Origin of the sequence: Thermococcus sp. ES12 (assembly GCF_012027515.1) — an archaeon.
GTDB classification, from domain to species: domain Archaea; phylum Methanobacteriota_B; class Thermococci; order Thermococcales; family Thermococcaceae; genus Thermococcus; species Thermococcus barossii.
In genome coordinates, this window is the sequence record NZ_SNUP01000002.1 from 1 (window position 1) to 14,350 (window position 14,350).

Here is a 14,350-nt window from a genome sequence, read left to right on the forward strand (position 1 = left end):
CTCCTTCCACTCCGAGTCCAAGGTCGTCGAGGGGCAAGAAGTCGACGTCGTCTTCGACATGCGGAAAGCCCACATCTTCGAAAAAGAAAACGGAAAAGCAATATTCTGAGGTGCCATTCAATGATAGCAATCGTCACCTTTACAGACCCCCGGCCGACGGCCCTCTCGACCGAGCGTGAAAGGGCCCTCATGGAGAAGCACTCACTCCTCTCAGAGGAGCTGAGGAAGGCCGGCTTCGAAGTTCTCGACGTGAACCGCGAACTGGGGAAGTACGAATCGCTCAAAGCCGGAAAGAACTTCGGCATAGATTCGATGGAAGAGAGCTTTAGTGCGGGGAAGATTATAGCCGGAAGCTCCGCCTCGGGAATAATAGCCGGCCTCTGGCACTGGACGGAGAGCAACCTCGTTACGGCACTCGTGAGGGAAGCCAAAAGACCCCTCCTCCTCTACGCCGACGACGACCCTGCCTGGGCGGGAACGACGTGCGTCACCTCGGTTGGTGCCTCTCTCTGGGAGAGCGCGGTAAACGAGTACGCCCTCAACCACGTCCGCCTGAAAGGGAACGTTGAGAAGGTCAAGGCGTGGGTAAGAGCGGTGGAGGCTGCGGCGGAACTTTCCAGAAGGTCACTCCTGCTGTGGGGTGCACCCTACACCCTCGGAATGGAGCACCTTATGGACGACCTTCCGCGGCTTAAACGCTTCGTGGGCGACTTCATAATGCTCGACCAGTACATCCTTGTGAGAAAGGCAGAGAAAATGCTCGCCGACGAGAAGCTTAGAATCCGGGTCGAGGAGTTCTACGACTGGCTGCTGGAGAAGACGACCGTGAAGTTCGACGAGCTCATGCTGACCCCGGAGGCCTTGAGGAGGCAGATAGCCCTCTACCTCGCTGCAAAGGAGAGCTGGAGCGAGCAAAGCGGCGTATCGGCCGTTTCAATAAAGTGCCAGCCCGAGCTGAGCGAGGTCTACGGCGTTACAGCCTGCCTGATTCCAGCGCTGTTCCCGTTCAGCGCCGACGCCGAAGGCGGGAAGGAGGTAATCCCCGCCACCTGTGAGGGCGACGTTAAGGGCACGATAAGCTCGGCCCTCCTCTTCTACCTCAGCGGAAAGCCGCCGCTCTTCGGGGACATAAAGTACGTGGACGATGAGATAGTCATGATAGCCAACTGCGGCGCGTCTTCGCTCTACTACGCAAGGCTGAGCGAGAATCCGGAGGAGAACCTAAAAGCCACCACTCTCCAGGGGCAGTGTCAGGGGGCGAGCGGAGGGGCCCTGACGTATAGAACCCCACCCGCAGAATTCACCGTGGCGAGGCTCATACGTCGCGGGGGAGAGTACTACCTCCTCCACTTCAGAGCCGAAGGGATCGAAATAACCGAGGAGATGGAGTCGAAGCTAAAATGGGGCAAACAGTGGCCGCATACGGCCATAAAGAACCCGCTCGACAAGGAGACCTTCATATCGGCCATGGGGGCCAACCACCTTTCCCTGGTTCCGGGCGATTACAGCGAGGAACTCCGCTTCGTGGCAAGGCTCTGGGGGATAAAAGCAATAAACCTCGAAGACCCAAGGGAGGTAAAGTCCTTCCTTGGGGTGTAGCCATGAGAATAATCCTCGCAGGCAACGGGGCCTTCGTCCTTAGCGATGAGAGGGGGGATATGTCCTCCCACTACGACGGCTTTTATTTTCTCGACACCAGATTCGTCAGGGGGATAAGGCTGGAGGTGTCCCCAGAGCCGCACTTTCTCGGGGCATCTTCCACCTTCACCCGGGCCGTTTCCCACTTCTCCCTCGGCGAACGGGGAATTCTCGTAAGGGTGAGAACGCTGGATGGAGTTTACGAGGAAAGGCTCGCCATCTACAACACCTCTCACGAGCCGCTCAGGGTTGAGTTCAGGTACTCCTACGAGGCACCCATTGAGGACATCTTCCAAGTCAGGGGGTTCATGGGGCTGAAAAAGGGGGAGGCAATAGCCCCCACCAACGGAACACATCTGAGGGAGAGCCCGGCGGGAAGAAGGAGCCTTGCCGTCCACACCAGCATGCAAAGGAACGGGAACCTATTAAGGGCGGAGCTCATGATACCCCCCCTTGAAAAGGCCTCCCTCCATGTCAGATTCGTCCCAAAGGTCGAGGGCAGGGTCTCGGAGATACTGGCCGGGAAGAGAGAAGAGGTTCGGAACGTTGTCTTTACGGGCTCTCCAGCAATCGACGGAATATTCGAGAGGGCAGTGGAAAACATAAACGCCCTAACGCTCTTCACGCGCTTTGGGCCGGTTCCCCTCGCGGGGATTCCCTACTTTGCCTGCCCCTTTGGAAGGGACGCCATAATAACCTCGCTCTTTCTCCTGCCGTACTACCCCGAATACGCCGCCGGAACGCTGAGGCTCTTCGGCATGATTCAGGGAAGGAGAATCAACCCGAAGAACGAGGAAGAGCCGGGGAAGATAGCCCACGAGTTCCGCCTTGGAGAGCTCGCACAGTCCGGCAGGGTTCCCTTCGCTCCGTACTACGGCACGGTCGATGCCACTCCCCTCTACGTGGCACTGGCGGGTGAGTACCTGCGCTGGACCGGAAATAGGGGACTGATTGAGGAGCTGAGGCCCAACCTTACGGCTGCTACCGAGTGGATACTTGGAAAGCTGGACGAAGACGGCTACATAACATACGTTCCGGGAATACTCGGCAACAAGGGGTGGAAGGATTCGAAGGACGCCATCGTTGATGAACATGGAAATCCCGCCAAGCCACCGATAGCGCTCGTCGAGGTGCAGGGCTACGCCTACTGGGCACTCAGACTGGCAGGAGAGCTTGAATTGACGGATTTCGACCCAGAAACGCTCCTCAGCGAAGCGGAGCGGCTCAAAAAAAGGTTCAACCGCGACTTCTGGCTCGGTTCGTATTATGCCCTCGCACTGGACGGCGAAGGAAACCCAATGAGGGTTGTTTCATCGAATATGGGGCACCTGCTCCTGACAGGGATAGCGCGGCATGAAGTGGAACTCGCGGAGAGGCTTTTCCAGCCAGACATGCTCTCCAGATACGGGATAAGAACCCTGGGCTCAAAGGAAAAGGCCTACAACCCGTTCAGCTACCACCGCGGGAGCGTATGGCCCCACGACAACGCACTGATAGCCCTCGGTCTGGCGAGGGCTGGAATGAGCGACATGGCAAAGGTCCTGATGGATGCCGTGTTTGAGGCCGCAAAACTGCTGCCCGGGAGGGAACTTCCGGAGCTGTACAGCGGACTCGATGAGCTCGTCCCGGTTCCAAGGGCAAACTCGCCGCAGGCATGGAGTGCGGCGAGCGTTTTTGCCTTTGTCACCGCCGCCCTGGGAATGGAGGCAGGGGATGAGCTTACCCTGAAGCCTGCGGAGGGAATGAACATCATCCTCAGAGGGGTCTCATTCGGCGGAAGGAGATACCTCGTGGTGGCCGATGGAGGGGTTAGCGTTGAAGCCCTATGAGTTCAGGTTTGAGAAGCTCCCAAAGCCCGTGCTTTCCCCTTCCGATGAAGGATTCGACTCGAAGAACGTTTACAACCCGGCGGTGGTCAAGAGGAGGGGAACGATAGTCATGCTCTACCGGGCTGAGGCAAAGGGGGAAAACATAACCGGCAGAATCGGGCTGGCGCTGAGTGAAGATGGAATCAACTTCACCAGACACCCGGAGCCGGTTATGGAACCCGAATACGGCTGGGAGAGCCGCGGAGTCGAAGACCCGCGCGTTGTTCAGGTGGGGAGAACCTACTACATGACATACACCGGCTACGACGGAAAAACCGCAAGGCTCTGCATCGCCACCTCGAAGAACCTCCTGAGCTGGAAAAAGCACGGGGTGGTTTTCGAGGAGTTCCCCTTCACCAAGAACGGCATCCCCAACTGGACAAAGAGCGGGGCCATACTGCCGGAGAAGATGAAGGCGGGGCCGTTCAAGGGCTACTACATCATGTACTTCGGGGACTCCAACATCTGGCTCGCCTACTCCAGAGACCTTCTCCCCTGGGAGTACGAGAGGGAGCCCGTTCTGAGGCCGAGGGGCCATCTAGTTGAGCCGGGGCCGGCACCCCTTCTCACGGAGGACGGGATACTCCTGATACACAGCGAAGCCTTCCATGAGGACGGAAAGTTGGTCTATTACACCCACGCGGCCCTCTTTGACCGGGAAGACCCCAGAAAGCTCATCTGGAGAACGGAGGAACCGATCCTCGGGCCAACCTTCGACTGGGAGCTGCACGGGTGGGTGGACAACGTCGTCTTCGCCGAGGCAATGATAGAGCACGGAGGGAAGCACTACCTCTACTATGGCGGTGCAGATAGACACGTTGGGCTAGCGGTAGGGGCATGGAGAAGGAAGGACGATTAATCGGGGATTATCAGTTCAATCTCCGCGACCGTCTCCGGACTCTTCAGGCGCTCCACTATTTTTCTGTCTATGTCTTTGGCGGCTTTGTTCGCCTTTATGGCGAGGGTTCTGGCGTCAATGTAAGTGCTCTTCCTGACGACCATCGAGTAGGGGTGGTCAAGTATCAGCCCCGGACTTCCCTCCGCGAGAACCTCGTCCACCAAATCACCGACTTTTATCCGTATGAGGAGCTTCTTTCCGGCCTTCAGGGCGGACTTAAACTCACCGCTAAGGTCGTTTATGCCCCTGTCTGCCTCAACGCAGAGTATACAGTCCCCACGCGGCGTCAGGTAGTTCTCCTTTGTGAACTCAAGGGTGGATTTATGCGTCGCCCTGACGTTCTCGTGTCCCCTGCAGCGGATTACCTCCCTCAGCATGGTTGCAACTTCGGGAGAGGGTTTATAAGTCTGAGCGAGGGAAAAGCTTTAAAACTGCTTTCGAGACTGGGGTATGGTTGTCAGAGTCAAGCTAACGGGGGGATTGATGATGGGAAACATCAAGCAGACGTTCATCAAGAGGGTTGCCCGCGAGCTGTTTGACCGCTACCCGAACGAGTTCACCAGAGACTTCGAGCACAACAAGAAGAAGGTCGAGGAACTGACCAACGTCACCAGCAAGACCATCAGGAACAGGATAGCGGGCTACATAACCAGGCTCGTGAGGATGAAGGAAGAGGGCAAGATGCTCTGAAGCCCTTTTCTAGGATTTATTCCCCTCAAGATGTCTCCTAAAAGCCTTCGAGGTCTTCAAGTATTTTTCTCGGCAGTCGGGTTCTAAACTCCTTCATCAGCCTCTCGAACTCCCTCTCGTTCTCCTGGGCGATGCGGCGGAACAGGTTCTCGATGTACGTCTCGGTGAGAAGGCGCACCTCCTCAAGCTCCTGCTTCGTCCTGATTATCTCCTCTATTCTCTCCTGTATCTCGGTCAAGAAAGTCAGAAGTTCGTCTATTTTTGCCTCCACAGGCTCTGTGGACTTTATTAGGGCCCTTGCCTGAGCGTATTCCTTGGTCTGCCTCGGCTTTTTGGGCTCGTACATCTCTGTACCGAATGCATAGGGCGTGAGCAGAACCTCAAGACGGAAGCCGCGCTTTATCGTGTAGTATTTCCTCGGCCTTCCGCGCGGTATCTTCTCTGTCCGACCCTCGATGAGGCCGGCACTCTCAAGTATCCTTAGGTGCTCAAGAACCGCCTTCTGGCCAACTCCAAGCTCCTGGCTGAGCTCGCTCACAAAGTATGGCCTCTTGGTGAGCAGGATGAGTATCCTTCTCCGCGTCTCGTTTCCGAGTATGTCCAGCAACCTTCCCATGTTCTTATTTGACTCCATGCTCTCACCCCCCTTTCCCTAACCTGATGTAAGAAAAGATTACTTTAAGCTTTTCGGTGATTTGGGAAATTGAAAGAAACTAGGGAACGAAGTGATGCTCCCTGCATCTGGCTTCGTAGCTCTCTCTTCCGCCGACGAGTATTACCGGCGAGTCCCTCGGGGCGGGCTTACCGTCAATGAGGCGCTGACTCCTCGTTGCCGGCTTTCCACAGACGGTGCAAACCGCGGTCAGGTAAACTATGTTATCGGCCCTCACGAGAAGCTCCTTCGTGACCGGGAAAGGCTCAGCCTTAAAGTCCAGGTTGAGTCCGCTTGCTATGACGTAGACACCCTCATCAGCGAGCCTTTCAAGGGCCTCGACAATGCTCATGGGGAAGAACTGCACCTCATCAATGCCTATTACCTCGTAGCCCTCCCTTTTCGTTATTTCCACGATGCGCTTCACTCCGTCCTCATCCGTCGGTATCACGAAGGCCTCGTAGCGGAGACCGTTGTGGGCAACCACCTCGTCCTCGGAGTAGCGGTTGTCTATGCTCGGTTTGAAGAGTGCCGCATTCCTCTTTGCAAACATCTGTCTCTCTATGCGCTTTATCAGCTCGGTTGTTTTTCCAGCGAACATTGGACCGGTGATTACCTCCAAGAATCCCCCTGGGTGAACCATGATTCCCACCAAGAAAAGAACGCCCCCAGGCGTTAAATCTCCTCCGGCCGAAAAGTTGAACGGAAGACAAAAATGGGGAAGAAAAGCCGTCAAAGCGGTCAGACCGGTGTGACATGACCCCACTTTTCGAGGGCCCTGGCGAGCTCTTTGTGTGTTTTCGCGTACTCGTCGAGCGGGATACCCTGCATGATGGCATCAAGGGCCTGCCTCACTGCCATCGCCCCGGCCTTCGGCCCGTCCGGATGTCCGAGGGTTCCTCCACCGATCTGGAGAACGATGTCCTTTCCAAGTGCGTCTATGACCGGCTCGATGTTGCCGGGGTGAAGGCCACCCGAGCTGACAGGCATGGCCGGCTTGATGTGGTAGAACTTCTGCTCCATGTGGAAAACGTCGGTCTCATCGGGAACGTAGTGCTCCTCCCTGAATATTCTCGCGTACTGGATGACCTCCCACTTGCCGCCCTCAAGCTTCCCTGCTCCGGCGGTACCAACGTGGAGCTGGTCTATACCTATGACGCGTAGAAGCTTTGCAAGGACGAACATCGAGATGCCGTGGTAGGGGTTCCTCGTGAAGGTAGCGTGCATTGCCCTGTGGCCGTGGACGGCTATCCCGTAGTCGGCGGCGATGTCCCTTATGTATTCCAGCGCCCCCCAGCCGGTGACCACAACATCAACCATGGCGTGCGGGTTGCCGTAGTCGGCGAGTATCTCAAGCCTGCGCTCCATCTCGCGCACATCGGCGGTGATGTTGGCGAACCAGCTCTTGAATTCACCGGTCTCGTTCTCCACCTTATCGATGACGTTCATAAGAACCTCTGCCCTCGTCTCAAAGCGGTTGTACCAGGGGCTGGTCAGGTTCTCGTCGTCCTTAATGTAGTCCATTCCGCCGCTGAGCAGGTCGTAGGCGAGCTTTTCAAGCTCCTCTGGCGAATATCCCACCTTGGGCTTGGGAACCGTTCCGACGATGGGCCTGTCCTTGACGTCAAAAATCCTCTTGACGCCGTCCTTTCCGAAGTACGGTCCCTCGAACTCGCGGAGGAACTTCTCCGGGAGGTATATGTCCTCAAGGCGGAGACCCTTAACACGCTTCATTCCGAAGACGTTGCCGGCAACGCTCGCGAGCATGCCGGGCATGTTCCACTCCTCGAACAGGTGAACCGGATAGGCTATCCTCACTATCCAGCTGCCGTCGCCCATGTCGTGGAAGTGGTACGCTTTAGCCGACATGTCGTCCCATCTTTCCTTCTCGTACCACTGGTAGAGGCTCGTCCAGGTTCCGGTCGAGCTCTCTGCTGCGACGGCTCCAGCAGCATCCTCGATGCTGAACCCCTCAGCGGGTGTTATTCTGAAGACTGCCACGAGATCCCTCTTCGGATTTGGCTCATAGTCCTTATCGACGTAGATGTCGTATATCTCAAACTTCTCTACCATGCTTTCACCTCCTGAGTAACCTGAAGATTGCATTGCTACCTATAAAAATGCTGTGGTGCAATATTGGGGCATTCCTGCCTCTATGTGAGTATTGGAGACGCTTTTCCTGCGCCAACGCTCCAAACTCCTGCCCCCCTTTTGAAAATTAGAGCAATGGTAAAGGCGCAAATCGTATTTAACAGCCAGATAGGCTTTTTTGAAACTTTGCCCTCAAGTTAGTATTTGCCCGTTCATAAGTCGGCAGGCTAAGGATACCAGATTTCTCAACATCTCACCCAAAAATGGCCGATTATTGGCTCCAGAGCGCCCGGTTTCCGAAAGGTTTATATAGACCTTTGTTCTTAGAATAGAACGCAGATACCTGCAAAACAACGTTTAGGAGGTTGGGAAAATGGCTGAGTTGCCGATTGCCCCAGTTGACAGGTTGATAAGGAAGGCCGGCGCCGCCCGCGTCAGCGAGGACGCCGCCAAGCTCCTGGCCGAGCACCTCGAGGAGAAGGCCCTCGAGATCGCCAAGAAGGCGGTTGACCTTGCCCACCACGCCGGCAGGAAGACCGTCAAGGCTGAGGACATCAAGCTCGCTATCAAGAGCTGATGGCCTTTCTTTTCCATCATTTTCCGCTTTTCTGAGGACTTTTACCAGAAGCTTATTCTCTCGACCCTAACGCTTTCGCCGTTGACCTCTAGAAACGCAAAGCCCGCAGAGTCCATCCTGGGAAAAGTTGGGGAGCCAGGGTTGAGGAGAATCACGCGCTTCCCGTGAACCGAGTACGTGTCATGGTAAAAACGGTGTGTATGGCCGAATACCATGACGTCCGCCCCCATATCGAGGGCTTTAAGGGTCAAAAACTGGGCGTTGAGCGAGAAGAACTGGTGGCCGTGGAGAAGGCCTATCCTAACGTCGTCAACCTCAATGAGCCGTTCCTCGGGGAGACTGAGGTGATCAGCGTTTCCCCTCACTGCCACGACCGGCGCGAAATCTTCAAGCCTCTCCAGAAGTTCGTGGGAGGTAACGTCCCCGGTGTGGAGTATCAGATCGGGCTTTTTCTCCTCAAGGTGATGGAAAAGAAGGGAAGGAAGGTTTCTCGTCTTATCGCCGTGATGCGTATCGCCCGTTACAGCTATCAGCAAGTCCATCCCTCATATCGGGACGTTTATGTTGAGCTTCTCAACGAGCTCCTTGTACCTGTTCCTGACCGTGACCTCTGTTACGTGTGCTACCTCCGCCACCTCGCGCTGAGTCTTCTTCTCTCCCTCCAGCAGGGACGCGACGTAGAGGGCAGCGGCAGCGAGTCCCGTGGGGCCTTTGCCGCTGGTGATGCCCCTCTTGATGGCCTCCTGAAGTATCTCCTTGGCGCGCTTTTTGGTTCTCTGACTCACACCGAGCGCATCGCCAAACCTGTCAACGTACTCTATCGGGCTTGTCGGTCTGAGGTTCAGGCCAAGGCCTCTGGCCAAGAAGCGGTAGCTCCTGCCGATTTCCTTCTTCGTGACCTTCGAAACCGCGGCAATCTCGTCCAGTGTTCTCGGGATGCTCTCCATCCTGCATGCGGCGTACAGGGCGGCTGAAACCATGCCCTCTATGGACCTTCCCCTGATGAGCTTCTTCATAACGGCCTTGCGGTAGAGTGAGGCGGCTACCTCCTTAACGCGCCTTGGCAGCATCATCTGGGCCGCCATCCTGTCGAGCTCGCTCAGGGCAAAGGCGAGGTTCCTCTCGGCGGCATCGTTTATCCTCATCCTGCGCTGCCACATTCTGAGCCTTCTCATCTTCGTGCGGTACATTCCGGTGATCTGGTTGCCGTGTATATCCCTGTCGCGCCAGTCTATATCGGTGGAGAGGCCCTTATCGTGGATCATCAGAGTCATGGGCGCACCGGTTCTGGCGCGCTTTGCCCTCTGGTCGGGATCAAAGGCACGCCATTCGGGGCCCTCATCAATGACGTTCTGCTGAACGACGTAACCGCAGACAGAACAGACGATTTCGCCCCTCCTCGGGTCGTAAAACAGCTTATCGGAGCCGCAAACCGGACAAACATTCTTATCAGCCAAAAGCTCTCACCCCCTCTTTCTGGGGGCAGGGCGTCTTGCCTTTCCGCCCTTGGATTTTTTCTTCTTTCCGTGATTCGGCTTGCTCCTCTTGCGCTTGGTATCAACGTAGAGCAGAGCACCAACGTAATCCTCAGGATTCCTGATGCGTGGCTTCACGGCCACGTACGGTCTGTTAACAGGTCCAAACACATCCTTCACTACCCCGACCACGGTGAGCTTTTTGTCAACCACCGGGTCGTTGAGCGATGGAACCCAGTCCGTGCGCAGAATAAGGAACCCCTGCCTCGCGTAGTGAGAAACTTTTCCCAGGCGTCTCATAGCCCCACCCCAAAAGGACATATCCTTTTAAGCTTTTCGCTTTTGCCTTTATAAACTTTTCGCTAAATTTCCAAAAGGTTTTTATTCAAGTACCCTCTACAAAAAAAGATTGGGTAGGTTAAAATGAAATGCCTTCTCGCCGGACACCTCGTCATCGATAGGATTATAAAGGGTTCGAGGTTCGAAACGAGGATCGGCGGAGGGGTCTACTATTCCGCGATAACCCTCGCGAATTTCTGTGACGTTGAGGTTCTGACCAGCGTCGGGGAAGATTTCCCCGGCGAGTGGCTCGATGAGCTAGCCGACCTGGGAATAAGGCTAAAGTTACTCCCCTCAGAGAATAGCACCTCCTACGAGCTTCGCTACCTGGACGCCAACAGGAGGGAGCTCAGGCTTCTCTCAAGGGCAGCCCCTATAAGGGACGTTCCCAGCGGGAGCTATGACATGGTGATGCTGAACCCGGTTGCTGGGGAGATTTCCCCAGAAGATGCATCCCGGTTCAAGAGGCTCTCGGACTACATCATCGCCGATGTTCAGGGTTTTGTAAGGGTTCCCGAGACAGGTCCTGTAAGGTTTAAGAATATCAACGCGTCCTTTCTCGGAGGGATTAGCGTTCTCCATGCCGACCTAAAGGAAACACGCCATCTGAGGAATTTTAGTCCCGGAGACGTGGAGGCTTTCCTGGTCACCAACGGGGCGCAGCCGGGTTTTGCGTACCTCAGGGGGAAAAGATATACGTACAGACCGGTGGAAGTTGACGTCGAGGAGTCCACGGGTGCTGGAGACGTTTTTCTGGCAGCTTTCAGCTATTTTTACTCCCAGTGCCCTTTCATCCAGGCTCTGAAGAGGGCAAGCGCGTTCACAGCCCTCTTTTTAGAACACAGGGACTTTTCATTCTCGATGGAGGATGTGGACAAACTGGCAATGAAGGTTCAAGTGGAGAGGCTTAATGATATAAATCCATAGGAATAATTATGGCCGCCGATGATGAAACGTCAGCATGCTGAAGATGATGAGAAGGGACTTCCCTGAGGTGATGGCATGGACCGGTACGTTCTGCTCGTTAAAGCCCCTCGGGGGTACGATATAACCCCCGTCAGGGAAGAGCTGGAGGGATTCCTCTCCGAAAAACATCCGGAACTGAAGGTCGAGGCGCACAGGTGCATAGGCCTCACAGTTGACATCGTCATCCTTTATAATAACGGAGTGGTGCTTATCAAACGGAAGCACGAACCGTTTAAAGACCACTACGCCCTGCCCGGAGGATTCGTGGAGTACGGCGAGACCGTTGAAGAAGCCGCCATAAGGGAGGCGAAGGAAGAGACCGGCCTCGACGTGAGGCTCATCAGACTCGTCGGGGTTTACTCCGACCCCAGCAGGGACCCGAGAGGACACACGGTGACGACGGCCTTTCTGGCGGTGGGAACTGGAGAGCTCAAGGCAGGGGACGATGCCAAGGAAGTCCACGTCGTTTCGATAGAGGAGGCTCTTAATCTCCCACTGGCCTTCGACCACGAGAAGATATTGAGGGACGCCCTAAGCCTGAGGTGATGTCATGAAGGTCGAGTTTCCCGGCTTCGGAAAAATAGTCGTGGATGGGACGGTTTACAGCCATGACATCGTGATATACCCGAGCGGAAAAATTGAGGAGCGGAAGAAGTGGCTCAGCAAGGGGAAGCACGGCACGAGCCACAAGATCGACCCGGACGAGCTGAAGGAGTATCTCACGGAGGATTTTGACGTCCTAATCGTCGGCACGGGATTCTACGGATACCTCTCGCTCCTGCCGGAGAGCAGGGAGCTTATCAAGGACAAAGAAATCCACGAGCTCCCAACAGGAAAGGCGGTGGAGCTCCTCAACGAGCTGTGGGAGAAGAGAAAGGTTCTGGCGATATTCCACGTCACCTGCTGACGGCCCTCTGAACGAGGGCGAAACCTATGGCCGCCAGGGCCAGCGCGTAGGGATAGCCGAGGAAGTACCAGAGGCCTGCTATCGCTCCGAGGGTAGCCCCGTTGATTATCATCAGCACAAGGACGTGGCCGAAGTTCGTCTCAGGCACGGACAGCTCCCTTTCACCGTGGTAGAAGAAGGCCAGGGCTACCGAAGAGGTTAGCAGGGGAAGGAGAACCGCCGCCGGGAGAAGGATGAGGCTTCTAACGTTGATGTATGAGACGGCAAGGACGAGACCAACGCCGGCAGTAACCGGAACGGCGTTCATCACCAGGAGCTTTGCCCGAACGAACTGACCAACGGTTATTGGAAGGCTACGCAGGAACTCAAACTCCTGACCATCTATTTTTAGAACCGTGTCAATGCCCACGGAGCTCATCCAGGCTATCATGAGTAGAACAGAGGCAACGGCCCACTCTCCAACCGTCCCAGAGGTTAGAATGCCAACGGCGCTCGGAAGTATTATGAAGAGCGGAAAGATGAGGCCGACTAAGAGGGCGCTCTTCCGGAAGACTATCTTCAGGTCCTTCAGGGCGAGCGCTATTACCGGGTGATGGGTTTTGGCCCTGAAGCGGACGACTCTGGTGTGGGAAATCACGTTCCCCTCTTCAAGCTTGCCCCAGAGCCGTCCAAGGAGGAAGAAATAGAGCGGGACGAGAATCACGAGGTAACCGAGGAGGAGAATGGTGGAGTGGAGCGGATCCGTTATCGAGGCAACGGAGAAGGGGTAGGCAAGGGAGTACTTTGAGAAGAATGGCAGAATGTCCTCGTAGTGCTCGTTTACATACCGCTGGACGTAGTTGAGGGCGTAGAAGATGCCGATGAAGAGGATAACTCCCAGGGTTCTGGCGAGGGTTCTGAGCTTCGAGAACCCCCCGCCGACGCTGGCGGAGCCGAAGAAGGTGAAGACCACCAGCCCCAGGACGTGGCCGAGGAAGGCGCCAGTGAGAACCCACAGGAGGCCGAGCAGGCCGGTGCTTCCGTACTTCACCATCATAGCGATGGCAGCAGGAAGGAGGGCTATGACCGCGGGGACGTTGTCTATCGCGAGGAGAACGCTGAGGTACGTCGAGCCAGTTTCTATGGGCAGGGGCTTGAGAGGCTCGAAAATCCCCATCGAAACCGCGTAGGAGGCATTCACCGTCGTCGTGTAGAGGGCCATTACAAAGGGAAGCAGGGCGTAGGCCGCGAATACCACCGCCGCCCGGGTTTCGTCCTCGGCTCCGAGTACCGCTCCGGCCATCATGACTCCGAAGAATATGAACGCAACGGACTGAAGGGCCATGCCTCTCTTTATATCCCCCGCGTTCCTGAGCTGCTTCCTGAACTTCTCGGGGTCTCCCGCTACCTGCGGGTTGCTCTTCAGGCGCCGGTAGTGGAGTTCCTTGTAGAGGATTCTGACTATCTCAAACATGCTCCCACCCTAAAGGGCATCCTTAAGCGCCCGCACTATTCCTGCAACCTCGTCCTGGCTCTCGGTGAGCTTGAGAAAAACGTCCTCCAGGCTCTCCTCGTGGGCAAACTCCTTGAGCTGTTCAACCGTGCCCTCGGCGATTATCTCGCCGTTGTATATGACGCCAACCCTGTCGCATATCGTCTCCGCCAGCGCAAGAACGTGAGTGGAGAAGACAATGCTCTTGCCCTCCTCCCTGAACTGGAGGAGGAGCTCCCTGAGGATGCGGGCACTCTTGGGGTCGAGGCCGTTCATCGCCTCGTCGAGGATGAGAACCCCCGGATCGTGGAGCATTCCAGCTATGAGGGAAACCTTCTGCTTCGTTCCAAAGCTCAGCGAACCTATCATCTCGCCGAGGTACTTTTCTATCCCAAATGCCCTCACGAATGTTTCAACGCGCTCCTGGAGTTCTTCCTTCGGAATCCCCCTAACGCTCCCCACGAAGTTGAAGAACTCGACCGGTGTGAGGCTCTCGTAGAGAACCGGCGTTTCCGGAACGTAGCCGGTTATCCTTCTGACCCCAACGGGATTCTCGCCCACGTCGATGCCCCCAACGACGACGCGTCCGGAGGTAGGCTGCAGTATGCCCGCCAGAATCTTCATCGTCGTACTCTTCCCGCTCCCGTTCGGGCCGAGGAGGCCGTAAATCTCGCCGTCGGCAACCGTGAAGGTTATTCCTTTAACGGCTATCGTCGAGCCGAAGCTCTTGGTGAGGTTCTCAACCTCGATCATTCTACCACCGGGTGTGATAATGAGC

General features: G+C 56.0%; 17 protein-coding genes. 8 read left to right on the top strand and 9 right to left on the bottom strand.

Annotated elements, in window-relative coordinates:
• The first annotated feature begins 120 nt into the window (after positions 1-120).
• From E3E37_RS04705 to E3E37_RS04715, 3 genes are read left to right on the top strand one after another with little or no spacing between them, the layout of a single operon-like run.
• Positions 121-1,599, top strand: coding sequence for an L-fucose/L-arabinose isomerase family protein (locus E3E37_RS04705; protein ID WP_167715476.1), 1,479 nt, complete (start codon positions 121-123; stop codon positions 1,597-1,599).
• Between the two features lie 2 nt (positions 1,600-1,601).
• Complete coding sequence (locus E3E37_RS04710) at positions 1,602-3,467, top strand: amylo-alpha-1,6-glucosidase (RefSeq protein ID WP_167715478.1); 1,866 nt, start codon at positions 1,602-1,604, stop codon at positions 3,465-3,467.
• Positions 3,454-4,365, top strand: a complete 912-nt coding sequence (locus E3E37_RS04715; RefSeq protein ID WP_240921922.1) for a glycoside hydrolase family 130 protein — start codon at positions 3,454-3,456, stop codon at positions 4,363-4,365. Before E3E37_RS04710 ends, E3E37_RS04715 begins: the two co-directional genes overlap by 14 nt.
• Here E3E37_RS04715 and E3E37_RS04720 read toward each other — a convergent pair.
• Positions 4,362-4,781: a DUF371 domain-containing protein gene (locus tag E3E37_RS04720; protein WP_088865090.1), complete on the bottom strand. Its 420-nt coding sequence runs from the start codon at positions 4,779-4,781 to the stop codon at positions 4,362-4,364. The two genes, E3E37_RS04715 and E3E37_RS04720, sit on opposite strands and share 4 nt — an antisense overlap.
• Before the next feature lie 109 nt (positions 4,782-4,890).
• Between E3E37_RS04720 and E3E37_RS04725 the strand changes: the two genes are divergently transcribed.
• The gene (locus E3E37_RS04725) at positions 4,891-5,094 is read left to right on the top strand and encodes a 30S ribosomal protein S17e (RefSeq protein WP_088865793.1); all 204 of its coding nucleotides are present in this window, start codon (positions 4,891-4,893) and stop codon (positions 5,092-5,094) included.
• Between the two features lie 37 nt (positions 5,095-5,131).
• Here the strand turns inward: E3E37_RS04725 and E3E37_RS04730 are convergent, their stop codons facing one another.
• The 3 genes from E3E37_RS04730 to rbcL all read right to left on the bottom strand — a co-directional run bounded on the left by E3E37_RS04730 (position 5,132) and on the right by rbcL (position 7,819).
• Positions 5,132-5,728, bottom strand: coding sequence for an ArsR family transcriptional regulator (locus E3E37_RS04730; RefSeq protein WP_088865091.1), 597 nt, complete (start codon positions 5,726-5,728; stop codon positions 5,132-5,134).
• Between the two features lie 79 nt (positions 5,729-5,807).
• A complete protein-coding gene (locus E3E37_RS04735) occupies positions 5,808-6,389 on the bottom strand; it encodes a thymidine kinase (RefSeq protein WP_167716252.1) in 582 nt (193 codons plus the stop codon).
• Between the two features lie 98 nt (positions 6,390-6,487).
• Positions 6,488-7,819, bottom strand: a complete 1,332-nt coding sequence (rbcL, locus tag E3E37_RS04740) for a type III ribulose-bisphosphate carboxylase (RefSeq protein WP_167715481.1) — start codon at positions 7,817-7,819, stop codon at positions 6,488-6,490.
• 391 nt (positions 7,820-8,210) lie between these two features.
• Between rbcL and hpkB the strand changes: the two genes are divergently transcribed.
• Positions 8,211-8,414, top strand: coding sequence for an archaeal histone HpkB (gene hpkB, locus E3E37_RS04745; RefSeq protein ID WP_055428882.1), 204 nt, complete (start codon positions 8,211-8,213; stop codon positions 8,412-8,414).
• Between the two features lie 41 nt (positions 8,415-8,455).
• On the opposite strand, the gene E3E37_RS04750 is transcribed toward hpkB, so the two are convergent.
• The 3 genes from E3E37_RS04750 to E3E37_RS04760 are packed head-to-tail and all read right to left on the bottom strand — an operon-like array spanning position 8,456 to position 10,189.
• Positions 8,456-8,950 carry a metallophosphoesterase gene (locus tag E3E37_RS04750; RefSeq protein ID WP_167716254.1) on the bottom strand — a complete coding sequence of 165 codons (495 nt, stop codon included), beginning with the start codon at positions 8,948-8,950 and terminating at the stop codon, positions 8,456-8,458.
• Between the two features lie 9 nt (positions 8,951-8,959).
• Positions 8,960-9,871 carry a transcription initiation factor IIB gene (locus E3E37_RS04755; RefSeq protein ID WP_088865095.1) on the bottom strand — a complete coding sequence of 304 codons (912 nt, stop codon included), beginning with the start codon at positions 9,869-9,871 and terminating at the stop codon, positions 8,960-8,962.
• A 6-nt stretch (positions 9,872-9,877) separates the two neighbouring features.
• Positions 9,878-10,189: a Gar1/Naf1 family protein gene (locus E3E37_RS04760; protein WP_167715483.1), complete on the bottom strand. Its 312-nt coding sequence runs from the start codon at positions 10,187-10,189 to the stop codon at positions 9,878-9,880.
• A gap of 123 nt (positions 10,190-10,312) precedes the next feature.
• Here E3E37_RS04760 and E3E37_RS04765 point away from each other — a divergent pair, with 123 nt between their 5' ends.
• The 3 genes from E3E37_RS04765 (at position 10,313) to E3E37_RS04775 (ending at position 12,101) form a co-directional block, all read left to right on the top strand.
• Positions 10,313-11,155, top strand: a complete 843-nt coding sequence (locus E3E37_RS04765) for a PfkB family carbohydrate kinase (RefSeq protein WP_167715485.1) — start codon at positions 10,313-10,315, stop codon at positions 11,153-11,155.
• Between the two features lie 75 nt (positions 11,156-11,230).
• On the top strand, positions 11,231-11,740 hold the full coding sequence (locus E3E37_RS04770) for an NUDIX hydrolase (protein ID WP_167715487.1): 510 nt from the start codon (positions 11,231-11,233) through the stop codon (positions 11,738-11,740).
• Positions 11,741-11,744: 4 nt separating this feature from the next.
• Complete coding sequence (locus tag E3E37_RS04775) at positions 11,745-12,101, top strand: Mth938-like domain-containing protein (protein WP_167715489.1); 357 nt, start codon at positions 11,745-11,747, stop codon at positions 12,099-12,101.
• On the opposite strand, the gene E3E37_RS04780 is transcribed toward E3E37_RS04775, so the two are convergent.
• Positions 12,091-13,554: a hypothetical protein gene (locus tag E3E37_RS04780; RefSeq protein ID WP_167715491.1), complete on the bottom strand. Its 1,464-nt coding sequence runs from the start codon at positions 13,552-13,554 to the stop codon at positions 12,091-12,093. The two genes, E3E37_RS04775 and E3E37_RS04780, sit on opposite strands and share 11 nt — an antisense overlap.
• Positions 13,555-13,563: 9 nt before the next feature.
• Positions 13,564-14,325, bottom strand: a complete 762-nt coding sequence (locus tag E3E37_RS04785; protein WP_167715493.1) for an ABC transporter ATP-binding protein — start codon at positions 14,323-14,325, stop codon at positions 13,564-13,566.
• Positions 14,326-14,350: the final 25 nt, after the last annotated feature.

Excerpts from the sequence above, each read along its gene's own strand:
- hpkB (WP_055428882.1), top strand. The coding sequence starts at position 8,211 with ATGGCTGAGTTGCCGATTGCCCCAGTTGACAGGTTGATAAGGAAGGCC.
- E3E37_RS04735 (WP_167716252.1), bottom strand. The coding sequence starts at position 6,389 with ATGGTTCACCCAGGGGGATTCTTGGAGGTAATCACCGGTCCAATGTTC.
- E3E37_RS04760 (WP_167715483.1), bottom strand. The coding sequence starts at position 10,189 with ATGAGACGCCTGGGAAAAGTTTCTCACTACGCGAGGCAGGGGTTCCTT.
- E3E37_RS04775 (WP_167715489.1), top strand. The coding sequence starts at position 11,745 with ATGAAGGTCGAGTTTCCCGGCTTCGGAAAAATAGTCGTGGATGGGACG.
- E3E37_RS04770 (WP_167715487.1), top strand. The coding sequence starts at position 11,231 with ATGGACCGGTACGTTCTGCTCGTTAAAGCCCCTCGGGGGTACGATATA.
- E3E37_RS04720 (WP_088865090.1), bottom strand. The coding sequence starts at position 4,781 with ATGCTGAGGGAGGTAATCCGCTGCAGGGGACACGAGAACGTCAGGGCG.
- E3E37_RS04705 (WP_167715476.1), top strand. The coding sequence starts at position 121 with ATGATAGCAATCGTCACCTTTACAGACCCCCGGCCGACGGCCCTCTCG.
- E3E37_RS04785 (WP_167715493.1), bottom strand. The coding sequence starts at position 14,325 with ATGATCGAGGTTGAGAACCTCACCAAGAGCTTCGGCTCGACGATAGCC.
- E3E37_RS04725 (WP_088865793.1), top strand. The coding sequence starts at position 4,891 with ATGGGAAACATCAAGCAGACGTTCATCAAGAGGGTTGCCCGCGAGCTG.
- E3E37_RS04730 (WP_088865091.1), bottom strand. The coding sequence starts at position 5,728 with ATGGAGTCAAATAAGAACATGGGAAGGTTGCTGGACATACTCGGAAAC.
- E3E37_RS04765 (WP_167715485.1), top strand. The coding sequence starts at position 10,313 with ATGAAATGCCTTCTCGCCGGACACCTCGTCATCGATAGGATTATAAAG.
- E3E37_RS04710 (WP_167715478.1), top strand. The coding sequence starts at position 1,602 with ATGAGAATAATCCTCGCAGGCAACGGGGCCTTCGTCCTTAGCGATGAG.
- E3E37_RS04780 (WP_167715491.1), bottom strand. The coding sequence starts at position 13,554 with ATGTTTGAGATAGTCAGAATCCTCTACAAGGAACTCCACTACCGGCGC.
- rbcL (WP_167715481.1), bottom strand. The coding sequence starts at position 7,819 with ATGGTAGAGAAGTTTGAGATATACGACATCTACGTCGATAAGGACTAT.